The following is an 18,101-nucleotide window of genomic DNA, read 5'->3' as shown; positions in this document are numbered from 1 at the left end:
CAAGTTGGCCTTGGATTGGCCTTGTGTGCGTCAAATTCTGCAGAAATGGTTTGAGATGCAGCGATGACCTTGGCGCGCCCGCCCAGCCACGTGTTAGCGGAGCGGCGGACTCTTCTCGGTCCAGCGATGGCCATAAACGCCGACCCTGGAGCGGAAATGGATCTTTCGCCTTCAGGTACGTCGTTCCGGTAAATTCGAGGAACGCCGACGCCGAAGCAGGTACCGTCTGCTGTTACCAAACTGACGGCTCCCTCGGAGCGGAAGTTGACCACCGGCCCACCGTTAGGTCCGGCCGGTGGGATTCCAAACGTCATAGAAGCCGGTCGATGCCTTTACCTGCCACGCGGCTATTGGAGCCAGATCATCGATGCTGGTGTCGTGCGCCTACGCGCAGGTCAGTTCTGTTTCATGCGTCGGGAACTTCACGGTCAGCGACGTCATCATCCAGCAATGTTCAGCCAGGCCATATGTTGTTCGCAATCGTTGCACATGGAAGGCTCCGATCGGGGTGACATTTCAATTGCCGGGGGCAACCGGGAAAGACGTTGGAGCGGCGAGCCGGAAAGGCTAGAACGATGGCACAAGCCTTGCCCTTCTTCGCGCCAGGCTTCGAGCTTTTTGGCGAGCGACCCTGAGCTCGGGCAGCGTTGGTTGCCACCAGCCTCGCTGCCGTTCCGTTAACCCGGCAGTACGCCGAGCGGGCCATGTTCTAATCAATTCAGCTAACGTCGCCGAACGCCATCTGCCCCAGACATGGTCGACGTTCGCCTCGATCAAATGCGGATAGAACGCTGCTAGCTCCGAGGCGTCGACGAGTTCACCCGAAATCTCGGTGAAGACCACGATGCCGTATTGCTCCGTTGCCACGGCACGGCCAAGCTGGGGTAAATCGTCAGGGGCAGTGGATAGCGACGTCGCCTGCGTTCGGCATACCGCAATCTGGCGGCTTTATATTCCTCGGAGTCTTTGGACGCTTCCCGTCGCCGTTTCCTCTCCTCCGGTTCCGCGCGGCGTGCGGCCCTTTCGATGCTTGGCCAATGGCGCCTCAATTCCTCGTAGGAACGGAAAGGCACCCTCCAGGCCCGCAGTTCGTCGTCCCAGCTCGCCCATGGAACGGCTCGCAGTTCCTCGAGAACCGTCCGCGAATATGGCGTGCGGATGCGCAGGTCATCCGCGACTTCCAGATACCGGCTCGACAGGGGATCGAAGGCGAAGGCGTCCCGTCCCTTGCTGTCATCATGTGCTACTCGTAGATCCGCCTCTTGCGCAAGCCAGCGCTGGATGCGCCGCGCGGCGGTCTTTCCCGGTACGAACCAGCTTCTGCGCTCGTCGCTCCACCTGGCGCGCGGGAATGCCTGTCGAAACCGCTCTACCGCCGCTCTATCGTACGGAAAGTGCGCTTCGGCACCAGGAGCGGGCTGCGGTGCAGCAGGGGCGTGGGAGTTTTCCATCAGATTGCGAAGCACAGCACTGCTCGCAAACAACGCGGTGCAGCTCATTTGGGTCCAAGAACACCAGAACGTATAGTCAGAGCCGCAAGGGGAGCCGATGAGGCGATCGGTGAAACTGCTCAACGAGCTAGCGCGGCGAAACCTTCGCCGCGCCGAACCGTTTATTCTGCTCCAGGAGAGGTCCATTCATGCCCAGACGAGATGCAAAAAACCCAACGGCCAGACGGCCAACGAGCCCTCGTTCGCATCCCATGAAAGGCGAGGAGACGGAAGTGAACCACATCGTCGAAACGCAAGGTATATCGCCAGCCCAGGCGCGGGAGCTTGTGCGGCGCCACGGAAACGATTGGCGTAAGATCGATGAAGCCGCCAAGTCTTATAAGGACGACAGCTAAGCACTTCCAAGGCGGGGGAAGGGAGCTTTGTCACGGCAATCCGCGGGTGCAATCGAGCGGATCGGCTTGAGGTGACGAATGACCACCATCGCAACCTTCAACGCAAACGGCGTGGCAGCGATCTGGTCCGGGTTCATGTTGCTCGTCTTGAGCAGATGCGCGGCCGTTTCTACCCGTAGGTCCTGAAAATAGGGCAGATGGCTCCGCCGGAGCTCACCTCATACGCAGGCCAAGCGCAAGTTCGGCCCGGTGGCACAACTTCGCGCTTCCACCAGTGAAGGATCGCCGTCGCGCACTTGCCAACGGGTCTCGGCGCCGACGCGCCATAAATGGAGTTCGAGGCGATTTTTGCCCAGGCGCAAGTCGTTCAAGGTGAGTTCCTCTATCCAGTCGGGCAGCCTGGGATCGATGTACAGCTTGCCATTTGGAGCGTCGGGCTGGAAGCCGATGATCGCCTGCAGAAGCGAAAAGCAGGATCCGGCCGCCCATGCCTGCGGAACGTTCGCCCCCTTATACTGCACGGGGAAAGTCGTGGGCGTTCGCGGCAATCCGGCGAACAGCTCTGGCATTCGATGTTGCATGAAGTAGATAGCGGCGCTGCTCACGTCGCGAGAGAGGCGACAGGCTTCCGCGAAAAAGCCATAGCGCCGGAAGCCGAGCGCGATCAACCCGTTGTCATGCGGCCATACAGAGCCGCGTTGATAGGAATGTGGATTGTAGGCCGGGTGATCGGCCGAAAGTGTCCGGACCCCCCAACCACTCCACATATCCGGCCTCGTCAGCCTATGCACCACCCTGACGGCTCGTTCGGGTGGGACTATTCCCGACCAAAGACAGTGACCAGGGTTGGAAGCGACGCTCAGCACCGGCTTCTTGTCGCCATCCAACGCGAATGCGTAGAAGCCGGACGCCTCGTCCCAGAAGACCTGGTTGAATCTATCGAACAAGCTCTTGGCTTTGAGGCGAAGCTGCCCGGCACGATCGCCATCGCCTCTGGCATCGAAGATTTCAGCCATGCGCTGCCAAGCATCATAGACATAGCCCTGCAATTCGCAAAGCGCCTTGGGTCCCTTCACCAGGGTGCCATCAGGATAAACCACGGCGTCACCGGCGTCTTTCCAGCTCTGGTTCTCGTACCCGGCAGCCGAGCGGGTTTCGTATTCCTGGAAACCGTCGCCGTCACGATCCCCATACCGGTCAATCCAATCCAGGCACTTCTCGGCCGTTGCGATATGTCGCTCGAGCAGGCTGGCGTCACCGGTGCAACGCCAGGTGTTGTGGAGCACGATAAGATACAGAGGCGTGGCATCGGCCGTGCCGTAATAGGGCGTATGGGGGATCAAATTGAAATGAGCGAGTTCGCCGGTGCGCAGCTCATGCATTATCTTTCCCGGTTCCGCATCGCGGTAGTCATCGCGTTCGGTGGCCTGAAATCGCCCTAAGACGTCCAACGCGCCGCGCGAAAAATCTGGATAGACCAGGGCATTCTGAAGCGAGACTATCAGGCTGTCGCGACCGAAAAGGCTTATGAACCAGGGCAGTCCGGCGGCCGGCACGTATTCTAGTTCGTCCGTGCCTTCGATCGGCAGCCGCAGCGCGGCCATGTCTTCGACCGCCTGATGGTAGAAGCGGTGAAATTCGTCATTGGAACAGTTGAACTTCAAGGCGCTGCCTTGCCATCCGCCGAGGCGTTTTGCAGCCTTCGACTCGAGGCATTTGTCAATGCAGGCTCGCGGCGCCCGATAGATTGTCTCGCCATTGCCAAAGTCGTAGAGAAGGCAAGCATGCCATGTCGCGCCCGGTTCGAGCTTGATGTCGAAGCTGATCCGGCCATTGGCATAGACGGGCTTTGTGGCCGTCCGGCGGACCTTCACGATGACGTCTCGCTTGAAGTCCCGATTGGCGTAGGAGGTACGAAGGCTCGCCGCTCTGGACAACCATTCCGTGGTAATACGTCCGCGTCGGATGATTGCGTCGGCCTTGACTTCGAAAAGATCGGCAAAGTCGCTGCGCATGGCAACTTCCAGATTGAAGCGCACTGGCTTTTGCCCGTGGTTTACGAGTTCAAAATCCTCATGCAGCCCACCATCCAAGGCGCGGCCGATTACCAGCCCCAGGTTGCCTGCTGGCACATGGTTCGTTTCGGTCGCGAACGCCTGATTGACCAGATAGATCTTGGCGGCGAAGTAGGCGATGTTTCCGGAACTGAGGAGGTCCCATGGTTGCCCATTTGGCAAAGATCTGCCAGCTGGATATCAGGCGTGTGTCAGACGCATACAACCCGTTATACGTGGGCCAGGCGATCTGGCCATCCGGTTCGGTGACGAGGAAGCTGCGTCCCTGGTTGATCGCCAGACGCGGTGGTCCGACTGTGATCTCTAGCGTCATCGGTTCAACCGTCACCCGATCGATCAGCATCCACGGGAACAGATTGAACAGCCAGCGTCGGCCGCCGCCGCGATCTTCGGCCACGAGACCTGACGTCTGCCTTGAACGCCTGGCCCCAGATCGTCACGAAATCACGTCCCAGGGAGGCGACCCACCACCCGGTCATCGACGAGTTCGAACAATCGGACCGCTTCGAGCACATCCTCCAGCCGACCCACAACCACGCGCTGCGAGCCTCACCCATTCATCACCAGCGTGTGGGCGAAGCTGTGAGCCCACGGCCATTGCGCACATCTGCCCTTCGCCACCGGAATCGAGCCGGCGAACTGCCATCCTCCAACGCGCGAGCCGGAGAAAGATGGATGCGCTCTGGCGACGCGCGGCGACACTGCAATCTGGTCGCTCGACGGCACGCGTCCATCCGGAGTTGTCCTCGACCGTCTTTCATCAAAATAGTCGCCAGCATCAGGTGCTTGCGGGCGCCAACCTTCGAAGTGTCTTCAGATCAAACTGGTGTATTCTCGGCGAGTGTCAACGAGGAGCCTTGGTGACGAGACTGAGACCGATCCGAGCATTTGGGACACTGCAGACCGTGCCCAGGCCAAAATGGCTTGGCTGGCATGGCGCTGCCACACTGGCGATCTGGATTATTGGCGCTGTTCATCCAGCTCGCCGAGCACCGCGATACTCAGGCTCTGCACGCCAAGATGGACGAATTTGCTTCGCGCAGTCGGCGATGCTGACAATGAGACGGCGAAGATCGACAAGAAAGAACCAAAAGAAATTGAGGCTCAACGAGAGCAAAAACAGCAATGAGATTGAACAAGCCACGGGCTGCCACCATAGTCCCGGCCGGATGCCGCCATGCCCAGAACTCTGATTGTCATTGGTTTGATCATAGTTGCCATAGGCCTATTGTGGGCCTGGTTGTCGCGGGTCGGTCTGGGCAGATTGCCCAGTGATATCGTGATCCAACGTGAGAGCTTCACGTTTTATGCTCCGAACCGGGATTCTGATCAGCATCATTCTGTCGTTTAGTACTGTGACTACTCAGCCGATAGCGAGGACGGCGAACCCGCGTCGCCGGAGGATAAGAACGACGCGGGCCGATCGGAGATATCCGATCTGGCAGCAAAAATATTAGGGAAAGAGTTTGCTGCCGGGACAGAACTTTCCCTGCGCGCCGGTGTTCCATCGCGTGAATAAAAAAAGCCCGCCGCACAGTTTGATGCGGCGGGGCCGATCACGCGCTGTTGCACCGGGCGGGGGCTCGGGGTCGGGCATGCCCTGTGCGCGCGGATCAAGGGAACTTTAGATGCATCAGCTGCAATACGTCCACCAACCGACGGTTGGACAACACGAGGCTTGATTCCGAGAGCTTTCTCTCAGTGCCGAAGGGGCAAGATAGCTGCCAGGAACTCAGCGTTGGCGCGGCACGTTGCTAAGTCGTTGACCTTCGCAAAGGATGCATGCAATGGCGAAAGACATATCTCGCGAGGAAGAGCAACGCGGCACCGAAAAAGTTCTCTTCTGGGGCGCTGCGATTGCCCTTATCCTTTTTGTGTCTCTGCTGACCATCGCCCTCATCGGGACGTCCTGATCTGTTTCGACAGCAGGATTGGACCGGCGGGCGCGAGTCTTGGCGAGCTTAGGGCGGATGCCGGGCTGCTGCCCGTATAAGCCACTCCCATCCGCCGTTTGTCGTCTCGATCGCGAGTGGCAGCAACGCGCAGAATTCAGAAACTGTCCCAATCCGACCCGGTCGGCTGTCCTTCGCTGGAGACGAAAAGCCACGAGCAGACGCTACAGGCCTAACTTCTCCCGCAGTGCATCAATGCGTTTAGAAGCCTCCGCCTTGCTGAGGCCATCAGCGTAGGCGTCAGGGTCGTCGGCCTGTTCGGCAAGAGTTTTCAAATAGGAGGCTTGCGCGGGAGTCATTGGGTCAGCTCCGCTGACCCAATCTTCCGGGTCCTTTTCGACATTTGCCGATGCCTCGATTTTTGGGTTGTGCTGGTCGCCCATGATCAATCTCCCTCGATGATCACCACAATGAGAAATGATCATGATTTGTTCCGCCACATTGGTAGCTTTCTCAGACCGTTTGCACTGGCCCGGTCTGCGGATCGAATAGAACCAGCGAAGGCCGCGTTCGAGCGGCGCCTTTGCTTGGACTGCGCTGCCGTAGAAAAGCTGCGTCGTCGTCATATTTTTTAATTAATTCAGCTACTTCAACAGTCGCAATGGAATCACGTGAGAGCTGTTGCAATCGGCCGCTCCGCCGCCTATTGTGTCTTGCAACAGCTCGGAGCTAAACGTAGGGTAACTGTTGAATTGGCTGATTTTGTTGAATTAAATAACGATCAGCGTCGGGAAAAAGTCAATTCCGACCAGCGCTTCATTGCGCTCAAGGAGGCCCAAAGGAAGGCGAAGAGCTTTCGGGGATCCCTCGTCTGGCACACCGTGAACAGCATCGACCACCTGATGCGAAGCTACTACGACGCCGCGGGCGTACGACACCAAAAGGCAGAGGGTCGGCGCTCGCCGACGAGCGAAGCTCTCAAGGCGGATTGGGAAGCAGCTCGCGCGTCGGCCCAAGAAACGCTCTCTGCGCGACAGGAGCAGATGGAGCGCCAATCTGCTGTCAATCGCGCGCTCCGGCTTGGACGTGTTCCCCTGATCGCCGCAAGAATTATCAGAGCAATCGATGACGCCGGTCTTCTCGGGGAAGGCATTCGTATTGCAGGCACGAATGCGGTCTACGCCTATGAGGCGGCGGCCGGAGTGTTCGTGGATCCCGGAATCACATCGACGCAAGATATCGATCTCCTCATGGACTCGCGCCAGTCCCTCAGGATCATGTCTGGCGCCAACGTCGAACATGGAGCGCTCATCAACCTTTTGCGTAAGGTCGATCGGTCTTTCGAGCGTTCATCCGCCACGTTCCGCGCGGTGAACCGCGACGGATACCTCGTAGATCTGATCAAACCGCTTGCAAACCCGGCGTGGAAGCCGAGCCGGGAAACTGTCGGGAAGGCCGACGACGAATTGGTGGCCGCCGAGATCGCCGGCCTGGCATGGTTGGAAAGTGCCCCTGCTTTCGAAGCAATCGCCATCGATGAAAAAGGCGGACCGTTACGGCTCGTGGTTCCCGATCCGCGTATTTTTGCCGCTCACAAGTTCTGGGTCTCAAAACGAGCGGATCGCGAGCCAATCAAGCGCCGTCGCGACCTGGCCCAAGCGCAAGTGGTTGCCCGGCTGACGACGCAGTATCTCGAGCATCTCCCCTACGAAGCAAGCGAGCTTCGGGTCCTCCCAAGGGCCGTTTTCGACGAGGCTAATCATTTATTCGCGCGACCAGCGTCGCGGCTGTGAATGTCTGAGCTACATGTTGGCCGGCTGAATTGGCCCTCAACTTCCAACCGATCGAAGACGCGGCCCAGCAGCGCCAGATCGGAGGGACGAAAGACGCCAGCTTCCTCTGCTTTGGGACCAATTGGCATGACACCCCTTGATGTAGGCTCAGCCGACAGAATCGAACTAATTGGGCGGCTGCCAGCCGCCGAACCAGATCCTCCACCCCCGCGTGGTCGTTCTCCACCGAGAACGTCTCGCCGGAAGGCAAAACATGCACGTCGAGCCGATCCTTGGAAACGTCGATGCCAACAATGATTTTCTAATCGGGCTTCGCTTGTGGCCGCCCTAGACATAGCGGGCTGTTCTGCTGGAGCGGCGATGGCCAGTCGGGCACCGGGTTGCTGAGCTATCGCGGTCGCGGCACCGCATTTCGCAAGTCTCTGCACGTCATGCCACGATCGCCGGTTTTGCTTGTTGCAAGGCCGGCACTCCTGCCTTTTCTAATGATCCCCGACCGCGCCACGAACCAGTTCGTGGGGAGAAACGGGGACCCGCATGGCGAACAACCATCATGCCAGCAAGGGAGTGGCGTCGCGCGGCGCGCGCATGCTGCGCACCGCCCTCGGCCCGGCCATCGCAGGCTTCCTTGACGATCCAGCCATTGTCGAGGTGATGCTCAATCCCGACGGTCGCCTGTGGGTTGATCGTCTCAGCGAAGGACTCGTTGCAAGCAATGAAATCCTGATCGCGGCCGACGGCGAACGGATCGTCAGGCTGGTCGCGCACCATGTCGGTGCGGAGGTGCATTCGGGCTCGCCGCGCGTTTCGGCTGAACTGCCCGGGGGCGAACGGTTCGAGGGTCTGTTGCCGCCTGTCGTTAAGGCACCAACATTCGCCATCCGCAAGCCGGCAGTCGCGGTGTTCACGCTTCAAGATTATGTCGCTGCCGGCATCATGACCGAAGGCCAGGCTGACGTACTGCAGCTTGCCGTCGAGACACGGAAGAACGTGCTGGTGGCCGGCGGCACATCGACCGGCAAGACCACGCTGGTCAACGCGCTTTTGGCGGAGGTGGCTAAAACCGCCGAGCGCGTCGTGCTGATCGAGGACACACGCGAGTTGCAGTGTGCTGCGCCCAATCTTGTAGCGCTGCGCACCAAGGACGGTGTCGCCTCGCTTTCCGATCTGGTGAAGTCATCATTGCGGCTTCGGCCCGACCGCATCCCGATCGGCGAGGTACGCGGCGCGGAAGCGCTCGATCTGTTGAAGGCCTGGGGCACCGGCCATCCCGGCGGCATCGGCACCATCCACGCCAATTCTGCCATTGGCGCATTGCGCCGCCTGGAGCAGCTCGTGCAGGAGGCCGTCGTTACGGTTCCGCGCGCACTGATTGGCGAAACCATAGATATCATCGCAGTTCTCGCTGGCCGCGGCTCAGCGCGCCGGCTCGTCGAGATCGCCCTGGTCGACGGGCTCGATCCGGCCACCGGCGACTACCGCACCCTGGAAGCAAATTTCGAGACCACAACGACCGTGAATCACCACTCGCCCTATGGAGCTTCAGAATGACCCGGATCCGATTCAATTCCTCGACTTTCCGTAAGCTTGCCGTGGAGCTGTCGTATGCGGCGACCGCTGCGATCATGACGATTGCGCCCGCCCATGCTGCCGGTTCCTCCATGCCTTGGGAGGAGCCCCTTCAGCAAATTCTCGAATCGATTGAGGGTCCAGTCGCCAAGATCGTGGCAGTGATCATCATCATCGTAACCGGCCTGTCGCTCGCTTTCGGCGACACGTCGGGCGGATTTCGCCGGCTGATCCAGATCGTCTTCGGGCTGTCGATCGCTTTCGCGGCAAGTTCGTTCTTCCTGTCCTTTTTCTCCTTCGGCGGCGGAGCGCTGATCTGATGGAGGAAGAGATCCGTGGCTTTTTCGCGCCGGTGCATCGCGCGCTCACCGAGCCGATCCTGCTCGGCGGCGCGCCGCGTGCAGTCGCGATTGCCAACGGCACGCTGGCCGGCGCGATCGGATTGGGACTTCGCTTGTGGATCGCCGGGCTCGTCATCTGGGCGGTCGGGCATCTCGTGGCCGTCTGGGCGGCAAAGCGCGATGCGCAGTTCGTCGACGTGGCCCGCCGGCACCTTCGCTATCCCTCGCATTTCGGCTGTTGAGCTCCTCATCATGATGAACCTCGCGGAATACCGAAAGAGCGGCGCCAGCCTCGTCGACTATCTGCCGTGGGCTGCACTGGTGGCGCCGGGCGTGGTGCTCAACAAGGATGGCAGTTTTCAAAGGACGGCGCGTTTTCGCGGGCCGGATCTGGACTCCGCCACGCCGGCCGAGCTGGTCGGCACGACCGCGCGGCTCAACGGCGCGCTTCGCCGGCTCGGCTCCGGCTGGGCAATTTTTGTCGAAGCGCAGCGCAATCCTGCCGGCGGCTACCCAGACAGCCGGTTCCCGGATTGCGCATCCGCACTTCTCGACATCGAGCGTCGCGAACAGTTCGAAGACTCCGGTGTGCTGTTTGAAAGCAGCTACTTCCTCACCTTCGTGTGGCTGCCTCCGGCCGAGGAAGCGTCGCGAATGGAGAGCTGGCTCTACGAAGGCCGGGAAAAGACGGGCGTCGATCCTTGGGAGCTCCTGAAGATTTTTATCGATCGGACCGACCGCCTGCTCAACCTCATCGAGGGCTTCGTTCCCGAAGCTGACTGGCTCGATGACGGAGAGACGCTGAGTTACCTGCACTCAACCATTTCGACCAAGCGGCATCGCGTTCGCGTGCCAGAAACGCCGATGCATCTCGACGCTCTGCTTGTCGATCAGCCGTTGGCCGGCGGGTTAGAGCCGAGGCTTGGCGATGCGCATCTGCGCACACTCACCATCACCGGGTTTCCGACGATGACCTTCCCGGGGATTCTCGACGATCTTAATCGGCTTGCCTTCCCCTACCGCTGGTCGACGCGGGCGATCATGCTGGACAAGACCGACGCGACCAAGTTGGTGACGAAGATACGGCGTCAGTGGTTCGCGAAACGAAAATCCGTCGCCGCGATCCTCAAGGAGGTGATGACCAACGAGGCATCCGTTCTCGTCGACTCTGACGCCGCCAACAAGGCGGCCGATGCGGACGCGGCGCTCCAGGACCTGGGCTCTGATCAGATCGGCGAAGCCTATGTCACCGCCACCGTGACAGTCTGGGACGCCGATCCGTCGCTTGCGGACGAAAAGCTGCGTCTGGTTGAAAAGATCATTCAGGGCAGGGACTTCACCTGCATCGCCGAAGGCGTCAATGCTGTCGAAGCTTGGCTGGGCGGCATCCCTGGCCATGTCTATGCCAATATTCGCCAGCCGCCGCTTTCCACGCTCAACCTTGCGCACACGATTCCGCTCTCCGCGGTCTGGGCAGGTCCGATCGCGGACGAGCATCTTGGAGCGCCGCCGCTGTTCTTCGCCAGGACGGAGGGCGCCACACCATTCCGGTTCAGCCTGCATGTTGGAGACGTCGGCCACACCCTAGTCATCGGCCCGACGGGCGCCGGCAAGTCGGTCCTGTTGGCGCTGATCGCGCTTCAGTTCCGGCGTTACGAGAACAGCCAGGTCTTTGCCTTCGATTTCGGTGGCTCAATCCGAGCTGCCATGCTCGCCATGAATGGTGATTGGCACAGTCTCGGAAGCAATGCTGAAAGCGGGCAGGGCTCTGACGATCCGTTGCCCTTGCTCACCTTGTCCGATCTGTCGGACGACGTTCATACCGTGGCGCTACAGCCGCTTGCCCGCATCCATCATACGCCAGAGCGGGCCTGGGCGGCCGACTGGCTTGTCGACATTCTGCTGCGCGAGGGCGTGACCATCACGCCGCAGGTCAAGGAACATCTGTGGTCGGCACTGACATCGCTGGCTTCTGCGCCAGTCCAGGAGAGAACGGTGACTGGCCTGTCCGTGCTGCTGCAGTCCTCGCCGCTGAAACAGGCCCTTGGCCCCTACTGCATCGGCGGTGCTTATGGCCGGCTGCTTGATGCCGAGCACGAGCGTCTCGGCGAAGCCTCCGTCCAGGCGTTCGAAACCGAGGGCCTGATCGGCACGGGTGCTGCTCCCGCCGTGCTTGCCTATCTGTTCCACCGCATCGAGCAGAGGATGGACGGCCGGCCAACACTGCTGCTCATCGACGAGGGCTGGCTGGCGCTCGACGATGGCGGTTTCGCCGACCAGCTGCGCGAATGGCTGAAGACGCTGAGAAAGAAGAACGCCAGCGTGGTCTTCGCCACGCAGTCGCTTTCCGACATCGACGGATCGCCAATCGCGCCGGCAATAGTCGAAAGCTGCCCGACGCGGCTGTTCTTGCCGAACGAGCGCGCCATCGAGCCGCAGATCACCGAGATCTACCGACGCTTTGGCCTCAACGATCGCCAGATCGAGATCATCGCCCGGGCGATACCGAAGCGCGACTATTACTGTCAAAGCCGCCGCGGCAACCGTCTGTTCGAACTGGGGCTCGGTCCGATCGCGCTGGCGCTCTGCGCCACATCGTCCAAATCCGACCAGGCCGCGATCGACCGGATAGTCACCGAGGCAGGCCGAGACCATTTCCTCGAGGCCTGGCTAGCGGAGCGCGGTCTCTCCTGGGCGGCCGACCTCATCCCAGGTCTCACCAACGTGATCGACCAGTCCACCAAGGAGATTTCGTCATGAATTCCATTCTTGCAGGCAGCCGTATCCGTCGCATGGCGGCAGCCGGCGCCATCGCCGTCGTCACGGCGCTTTCATCGGCACCAGCATCAGCGCTGATCGTGTTCGATCCCAGGAACTATGCCGAAAACCTGCTTTCGGCATCACGTGCCCTGGAGCAGATTCACAACCAGGTCACCTCGCTGCAAAACGAAGCGCAGATGCTGATCAACCAGGCGAAGAATCTCACGTCGCTGCCGACCTCGCTGCTTGGCCAGATCGAGGGCGATTTTTCCGAGATGAAGACCCTGCTCGGCGAGGCCGAGAAGCTGGCCTATAGCGTCCAGGATATCGAGAGCCAGTTTGCCTCCACTTACACGAATTTCGGTTCGGAACTCTCCAGCCAGCAGCTTGTCGAGGGCGCGCGCCAGCGCTGGCAGACCTCGGTGTCTGCCTTCGAGCATTCGCTGAAAACCGGCGCCGTCGCAGTCGACAACATCGCAGGGACACAAGGGCAGACGAGTGCGCTGGTCAGCGCCAGCCAGTCGGCTGTCGGCGTGCTGCAGGCGACGCAGGCCGGCAACCAGCTTCTTGCCGTGCAGGCCAAGCAAGTTGCCGATCTCACCGCGATGCTGGCAGCACAAGGCAGGGCCGAGGCCCTTGAGCAGGCGAGGAGGGCAGCCGCGCAGGAGCAGGCACGGGAACAGTTCAGCCGTTTCATGACGGGCAGCAGCTACAGCCCGTCACCCGTAAAAATGTTCCACGACTGAGGCGAAGACCGCATGGATCTCAAGATCGCCGCCCGGATGACAGCTGTTCTTGCCCTTGGCGCCGCCATGACCGCCGCCTTCATGGCGCTGCGCGGCGACGGCTCGCAGGACGCGTCCTCCCCGCGCTCCGCACATTCGGGCGGCGAGCCGGCAAGCGTCGAACTTGCCAGATGCCGGGACATCGGCATGGCGGCGATTGATGACGACACCTGCAGGAAAGCCTGGGCTGAAGGCCGCCGACGCTTCCTGCAGCCATCTCGTCCCGTAGCGCCGAATCCGGCTCCGTCGATCGAAAAAGACCCGAGCCGAATGTTGCCGCTGCAACCGCCAACATCGCCTCTCGCGGAAGACCGGCTACATCGGGAAACGGTGGCGCCATGAACGACACCGGCGTCATCGACCGCTTCCTCGAGACTTTCACTCGCTACATCGATTCCGGGTTTGGCCTGCTCGGCGGCGAGGTGGCATTCCTGACCTCCACGCTGATCGTCATCGACATCACGATTGCCGGCCTGTTCTGGGCTTGGGGTGCTGACGAGGACGTGCTGCACCGGCTGGTGAAGAAGACGCTCTATATCGGCTTCTTCGCTTTCGTCATCGGCAACTTCAACCGCCTCGCCGGCATTGTCTTCGAGAGCTTTTCCGGGCTCGGCCTGAAGGCTGGTGGTTCGGCACTTTCCGGCTCGGCATTGCTGCAGCCGGGCCGCGTCGCGCAAGTCGGCATCGACGCCGGCAATCCGATCCTCGAGGCCGCCAGCCAGCTGATGGGCTACGTCTCGTTCTTCGAGAATTTCGTCCAGATCGTAGTGCTTATGATCGCCTGGGCGATCGTACTGATTGCGTTCTTTCTTCTGGCCGTCCAGATCTTCGTCACGCTGGTCGAATTCAAGCTGACGACGCTTGCCGGCTTTGTGCTGATCCCCTTTGCGCTGTTCAACCGGACCGCCTTTCTTGCCGAAAAAGTGCTCGGCAACATCGTTGCCTCCGGCGTGAAGATCCTGGTCCTTGCCGTCATCGTTGGCATCGGTTCGGGCCTGTTCGGCGAGTTCACCCAAGGCTTCGGTGCCGAGCAGCCCACAATCACGGATGCGCTGTCGCTCGTCCTGGGCGCTCTGTCGCTGATGGGGCTGTCGATCTTCGGTCCCGGCATTGCGACGGGGCTGGTTTCTGGTGCCCCGCAAATGGGCGCAGGTGCCGCTATTGGCGCGAGCCTCGTCGCTGGCGGCGTTGGCGTGGCTGGCGCTATGGGTGCTCGCGCCGGATTGAGCGGCGCAGCAGGCGCTCTCAATGCCGGTGCGCGTATGTCGGCAGCAGCCGCACGCGGCGGCGCACACCTGGCCGGCAGCACTTCTGCCGCCTGGGAACTTGGCGCGGCGACATCTGGAAGAGACGGTGCAGGCTCGGTCGCCGCCGGCATGGCAGGTGTCGCCAGGGCTGGCGCCAGAGCTGCCGTTCAACCGGTGAGGCAGGCCATGTCGCGCGCTGCGTCGGCGCTGTCCGACAGCTATGAGGCCGGTCGCTTTGCGGCTTGGACTGCGACGACTGGAAAGCACTCGTCGGGCACGGCTTCCTCCGGTGACTGGCCGACCACCGAGGCCAGTTCCGACGCCCCGCCCGCATGGGCAAAACGCATGAAGCGCAGCCAAGCCATGAGCCATGGCGCCAGCGCCGCCGCCCATTCTGTCCATTCGAGTGATGATGGCGGCGGCTCGATGAATGTTTCCCTCGATCAGGACGACCGCCGATGAACCCCTTTAGACGCCCTTTCGTTCGTTATGCAAAAACGCCTCACCCTGAGACGCCATATCAGCGTGCAGCCCAGATTTGGGACGAGCGCATCGGCTCGGCTCGCGTCCAGGCGAAGAACTGGCGGCTGATGGCCTTCGGCTCGCTCGTCCTGGCCGGCGGTTTTGCATCCGCATTGATCTGGCAGTCGACGCGCGGCTCGGTGGTTCCCTGGGTGGTTCAGGTCGACAAGTTTGGCGAGGCGCAGCTTGTCGCCCCGGCCGTTGCCGACTATCGGCCGACCGATCCCCAGATCGCCTGGCATCTGGCCCGCTTCATCGAGCAGGTCAGAAGCATTCCGGCCGACCCGGTCATCGTGCGCCAAAATTGGCTGCGCGCCTACGATTACACCACGGACAGAGGCGCCATTTCTCTCAATGATTACGCCCGCTTGAACGACCCGTTTGCCAAAGTGGGCAAACTCCAGATCGCGATCGAGGTTTCCAGCGTCATCCGTGCTTCGCCCGATTCCTTCCGCGTCGCCTGGCACGAGCGCCGCTACGAGAACGGCAACCTGGCCGGCACCGAGCGCTGGACCGCAATCCTCACGATCGTGATTCAACAACCTCGCAACGCCGATCGGCTGAAAGCCAATCCGCTCGGCGTCTATGTCAACGCCATCAGCTGGTCGAAGGAGCTTTCATGATGTGTGCGGCACGAACAAGGAGATCGGCGAGACCGGCCACGCGCAATGCGCCCAAGGCACGTAGGCTTGCCCTGGCGCTGCTGTCGGCAACGGCGCTCGCCGGCTGTGCTTCGAAAAAATACATTCCGCCGCAGATCGCCTATGACGATGCGGTGCCGGCCGTGCGCAAGGTCGACCCGCCTGGTCCGGTGAAGGTGGTCGAAGTGCCGAAACCGCTTCCGCTGCCGGGTCAGTTGAAACCGGTCGACGCCACGAAGGTAAAGCCGGAGCCGACCGATCCGAAGCAGCGGATCAGCCAGGCGAACGAGGCAGCACGAATGCAGCCGGTTCGCGACGGGTTCGTCAATGCCATCCAGCTTTATCCCTGGAGTGAGGGGGCGCTCTACCAGATCTATGCCGCGCCCGGCCAGGTCACCGACATCGCCTTGCAGCCCGGCGAACAGCTTGTCGGCTCCGGGCCTGTGGCCGCCGGCGACACGGTGCGCTGGATCATCGGCGACACACAAAGCGGGGCAGGGGAGCGCCAGCAGGTCCATATTCTTGTGAAGCCGACACGGCCAGATCTCCAGACCAATCTCGTCATCAACAGCGACCGCCGCACCTATCATCTCGAGCTGCGTTCGACCGAAAACACCTACATGGCTTCCGTCTCCTGGCAGTATCCACAGGACCAGCTGATTGCGCTGCGGCGCCAGAACGCGCAGGCTTCCGCCGCACAGCCGGTTGCGTCCGGCGTCGACATCCAGAAGCTGAATTTCCGCTATCGCATCGAGGGCGACACAGCACCCTGGCGGCCGCTTCGCGCCTTCGATGACGGTGCAAAAGTCTACATCGAGTTCCCGTCAGGCATAGGGCAGGGCGAAATGCCGCCGCTCTTTGTCATCGGCCCGTCGGGCGGCTCGGAACTGGTCAACTACCGTGCTCGCCAGAACTACTACGTCGTTGATCGGCTGTTTGCCGCCGCTGAATTGAGGCTCGGCGACAAAACAAGCGAAAAGCGCGTCCGCATCGTGCGCACGGACGGCAAACGAACCTCGCCCAGCACGAGGCTGTTCCGATGAGCGATCCTGCAAATGCACCCAACCAGGACATTCGAGCGGAACTGCGCCTGCGGCCCGAACCGGCCAGGGTCACGCGATTGTCGCGCAAGGTGCTGATAGGCGTTGGTGGAGTTGCCAGCGCTGCGATCCTCGGCACGTTGATTTGGGCGCTCGACACCAGACAGCGCGGAACCGAACAGCCGCCCGAGCTTTTCACCACCGAAAACCGCTCAACGGCCGACGGGCTACAGAAGCTGCCGAAAGACTATGCCGGTGTTCCGCAACTCGGCCCCGCGCTGCCTGGCGATTTGGGCCGGCCGATCTTGCGTGCCCAGGAGCGCGGCCAGCCGGTTGGGGCGTCCAACGTCAGTGGACCGCGCGCCGATCCGGAGGAGCAGCGCCGACTGGCCGAGATCGAGGCCGCACGCGTGGCGAAGCTCTTCACCGATACGAACACGAGAGCTGGGCACGCACGACAGGCTGCTGGCAGCAGTGTCATAGAACCGGACACCCAATCTGGTCTGACTCTGCCCCCCGGGCCGCCACCGATCGATCCTGGTGCCGCGCAAAACATGCAGGATCGCAAGCTGGCCTTCGTCAATGCCGAGCCAGACCTTCGCACCGTCAGTCCCAATCGGCTCGCCGAGAAGGCCTCGCCCTATGTGGTGCAAGCCGGCACTGTCATACCAGCTGCCCTTATCACCGGCATCCGCTCCGACCTGCCTGGCGAGATCACCGCTCAGGTCACGGAAAATGTCTACGACAGCCCAACGGGCTCATTCCTCCTGATCCCGCAGGGTGCACGGCTGATCGGCCAATACGACAGCCAGGTCGCCTTCGGCCAGTCGCGCGTGCTGCTGGTCTGGAACCGGCTGATCATGCCGGACGGCACTTCAATCGTGCTGGAGCGCCAGCAGGGCGCAGACGCTGAAGGATTTTCCGGACTTGAAGACGAGGTTGACCATCATTGGGGCCAGATGTTCCGTGCCGCAGCACTCTCGACATTGCTGGGCATTGGGACATCGCTTGGGTCCAGCGACGACGAAAGCGAAATCGCCAAGGCCATCCGCGAAAGCGCGCAGGATTCGGCCTCCGATATTGGCCAGCAGCTCGTGCGCAATCAGCTCAATGTCCAGCCGACGCTCACCGTGCGGCCCGGTTTCCCGGTTCGCGTCATCGTCAATCACGACCTGGTGCTGGCGCCGTACGGCGGGAAGGATCCATCATGACCAAGCTGAAACTTTCCGCCATTCCCGATGACCGTCCGGTCAAGATCACGGTCGAACTGCCTGCCGCCGTTCATCGCGACCTTGTCGCTTATGCCGATGTGCTTGGCCGTGAAAGCGGCCAGACAATCGCAGATCCGGCAAAGCTGATCGCGCCAATGCTGGCACGATTCATGGCAACGGACAGGGCATTCGGCCGAATGCGTTCCCAGACGAACTCGGGGTAATCAAAGGCAGCGATCGGCCTGATGCTTGTCTGCTCGGCCTGACGGTTGTCCGCACTGAGAGCCACCCCGCATCTGCTCAAGATCAGCATTGCTGTCGGCTGGCGATCAAGGTCGCGTCAGATTCCTATGAAACCGGCCAGACGAAGACCAAGACA

The 18,101-nt window shown here is 61.3% G+C and carries 17 protein-coding genes and 3 pseudogenes; 15 read left to right on the top strand and 5 right to left on the bottom strand.

All coding sequences use genetic code 11. The annotated features are described in order from the left end of the window. Positions 1-567: 567 nt before the first annotated feature. Positions 568-1,451, bottom strand: a pseudogene (locus NKH70_RS28570) (hypothetical protein). Positions 1,452-1,723: 272 nt separating this feature from the next. On the opposite strand from NKH70_RS28570, the gene NKH70_RS28565 reads away from it, so the two are divergent. Continuing rightward, a complete protein-coding gene (locus NKH70_RS28565; RefSeq protein ID WP_352912366.1) occupies positions 1,724-1,846 on the top strand; it encodes a hypothetical protein in 123 nt (40 codons plus the stop codon). A gap of 218 nt (positions 1,847-2,064) precedes the next feature. Here the strand turns inward: NKH70_RS28565 and NKH70_RS28560 are convergent, their stop codons facing one another. Next, positions 2,065-4,083 (bottom strand): amylo-alpha-1,6-glucosidase, encoded by a 2,019-nt coding sequence (locus NKH70_RS28560; RefSeq protein WP_353026714.1) that lies wholly within the window; start codon positions 4,081-4,083, stop codon positions 2,065-2,067. Positions 4,084-4,135: 52 nt separating this feature from the next. Then, positions 4,136-4,234: pseudogene (locus NKH70_RS28555) on the bottom strand (hypothetical protein); the annotation flags it as partial. An 864-nt stretch (positions 4,235-5,098) separates the two neighbouring features. Here NKH70_RS28555 and NKH70_RS28550 point away from each other — a divergent pair. Continuing rightward, on the top strand, positions 5,099-5,272 hold the full coding sequence (locus tag NKH70_RS28550) for a DUF2905 domain-containing protein (protein WP_352912362.1): 174 nt from the start codon (positions 5,099-5,101) through the stop codon (positions 5,270-5,272). 436 nt (positions 5,273-5,708) lie between these two features. Then, positions 5,709-5,834 carry a hypothetical protein gene (locus NKH70_RS28545; RefSeq protein WP_352912360.1) on the top strand — a complete coding sequence of 42 codons (126 nt, stop codon included), beginning with the start codon at positions 5,709-5,711 and terminating at the stop codon, positions 5,832-5,834. Between the two features lie 203 nt (positions 5,835-6,037). Here the strand turns inward: NKH70_RS28545 and NKH70_RS28540 are convergent, their stop codons facing one another. Then, positions 6,038-6,256: a DUF3072 domain-containing protein gene (locus NKH70_RS28540; RefSeq protein WP_352912459.1), complete on the bottom strand. Its 219-nt coding sequence runs from the start codon at positions 6,254-6,256 to the stop codon at positions 6,038-6,040. Between the two features lie 309 nt (positions 6,257-6,565). On the opposite strand from NKH70_RS28540, the gene NKH70_RS28535 reads away from it, so the two are divergent. Beyond that, entirely contained in the window at positions 6,566-7,606 is a 1,041-nt protein-coding gene (locus NKH70_RS28535) for a GSU2403 family nucleotidyltransferase fold protein (protein ID WP_352912358.1), read from the top strand. A 175-nt stretch (positions 7,607-7,781) separates the two neighbouring features. Here the strand turns inward: NKH70_RS28535 and NKH70_RS28530 are convergent. Beyond that, positions 7,782-7,904, bottom strand: a pseudogene (locus NKH70_RS28530) (IS110 family transposase); the annotation flags it as partial. Between the two features lie 239 nt (positions 7,905-8,143). On the opposite strand from NKH70_RS28530, the gene trbB reads away from it, so the two are divergent. From trbB to NKH70_RS28475, 11 genes are all read left to right on the top strand, one after another. Continuing rightward, complete coding sequence (gene trbB, locus NKH70_RS28525) at positions 8,144-9,157, top strand: P-type conjugative transfer ATPase TrbB (protein WP_352912356.1); 1,014 nt, start codon at positions 8,144-8,146, stop codon at positions 9,155-9,157. Positions 9,158-9,231: 74 nt separating this feature from the next. Next, complete coding sequence (locus tag NKH70_RS28520; protein WP_352474837.1) at positions 9,232-9,495, top strand: TrbC/VirB2 family type IV secretion system protein; 264 nt, start codon at positions 9,232-9,234, stop codon at positions 9,493-9,495. After that, positions 9,495-9,758 (top strand): VirB3 family type IV secretion system protein, encoded by a 264-nt coding sequence (locus NKH70_RS28515; RefSeq protein ID WP_352912354.1) that lies wholly within the window; start codon positions 9,495-9,497, stop codon positions 9,756-9,758. The genes NKH70_RS28520 and NKH70_RS28515 overlap by 1 nt, the downstream gene beginning before the upstream one ends. A 10-nt stretch (positions 9,759-9,768) precedes the next feature. Further along, the gene (gene trbE / locus NKH70_RS28510) at positions 9,769-12,276 is read left to right on the top strand and encodes a conjugal transfer protein TrbE (protein ID WP_352979306.1); all 2,508 of its coding nucleotides are present in this window, start codon (positions 9,769-9,771) and stop codon (positions 12,274-12,276) included. Then, entirely contained in the window at positions 12,273-13,022 is a 750-nt protein-coding gene (gene trbJ, locus NKH70_RS28505; RefSeq protein ID WP_502908418.1) for a P-type conjugative transfer protein TrbJ, read from the top strand. The genes trbE and trbJ overlap by 4 nt, the downstream gene beginning before the upstream one ends. A 12-nt stretch (positions 13,023-13,034) precedes the next feature. Further along, positions 13,035-13,403: a putative entry exclusion protein TrbK-alt gene (trbK-alt, locus tag NKH70_RS28500; RefSeq protein ID WP_352912352.1), complete on the top strand. Its 369-nt coding sequence runs from the start codon at positions 13,035-13,037 to the stop codon at positions 13,401-13,403. Further along, on the top strand, positions 13,400-14,770 hold the full coding sequence (trbL, locus tag NKH70_RS28495; protein WP_352912350.1) for a P-type conjugative transfer protein TrbL: 1,371 nt from the start codon (positions 13,400-13,402) through the stop codon (positions 14,768-14,770). Before trbK-alt ends, trbL begins: the two co-directional genes overlap by 4 nt. Next, a complete protein-coding gene (trbF, locus tag NKH70_RS28490; protein ID WP_352912348.1) occupies positions 14,767-15,453 on the top strand; it encodes a conjugal transfer protein TrbF in 687 nt (228 codons plus the stop codon). Before trbL ends, trbF begins: the two co-directional genes overlap by 4 nt. Beyond that, complete coding sequence (gene trbG, locus NKH70_RS28485; RefSeq protein ID WP_352912346.1) at positions 15,450-16,514, top strand: P-type conjugative transfer protein TrbG; 1,065 nt, start codon at positions 15,450-15,452, stop codon at positions 16,512-16,514. The genes trbF and trbG overlap by 4 nt, the downstream gene beginning before the upstream one ends. Then, on the top strand, positions 16,511-17,722 hold the full coding sequence (locus NKH70_RS28480; RefSeq protein ID WP_352912344.1) for a TraB/TrbI/VirB10 family type IV secretion system protein: 1,212 nt from the start codon (positions 16,511-16,513) through the stop codon (positions 17,720-17,722). The genes trbG and NKH70_RS28480 overlap by 4 nt, the downstream gene beginning before the upstream one ends. Continuing rightward, positions 17,719-17,946, top strand: a complete 228-nt coding sequence (locus NKH70_RS28475) for a DUF2274 domain-containing protein (RefSeq protein WP_352912342.1) — start codon at positions 17,719-17,721, stop codon at positions 17,944-17,946. The genes NKH70_RS28480 and NKH70_RS28475 overlap by 4 nt, the downstream gene beginning before the upstream one ends. The last annotated feature ends 155 nt before the right edge of the window (positions 17,947-18,101 follow it).

Source organism: Mesorhizobium sp. M0991, from assembly GCF_040318915.1.
Taxonomy (GTDB): Bacteria; Pseudomonadota; Alphaproteobacteria; order Rhizobiales; family Rhizobiaceae; genus Mesorhizobium.
The sequence above is the reverse complement of the archived record's forward strand: the minus strand, read 5'-3'. Positions and strand labels throughout refer to the sequence as shown.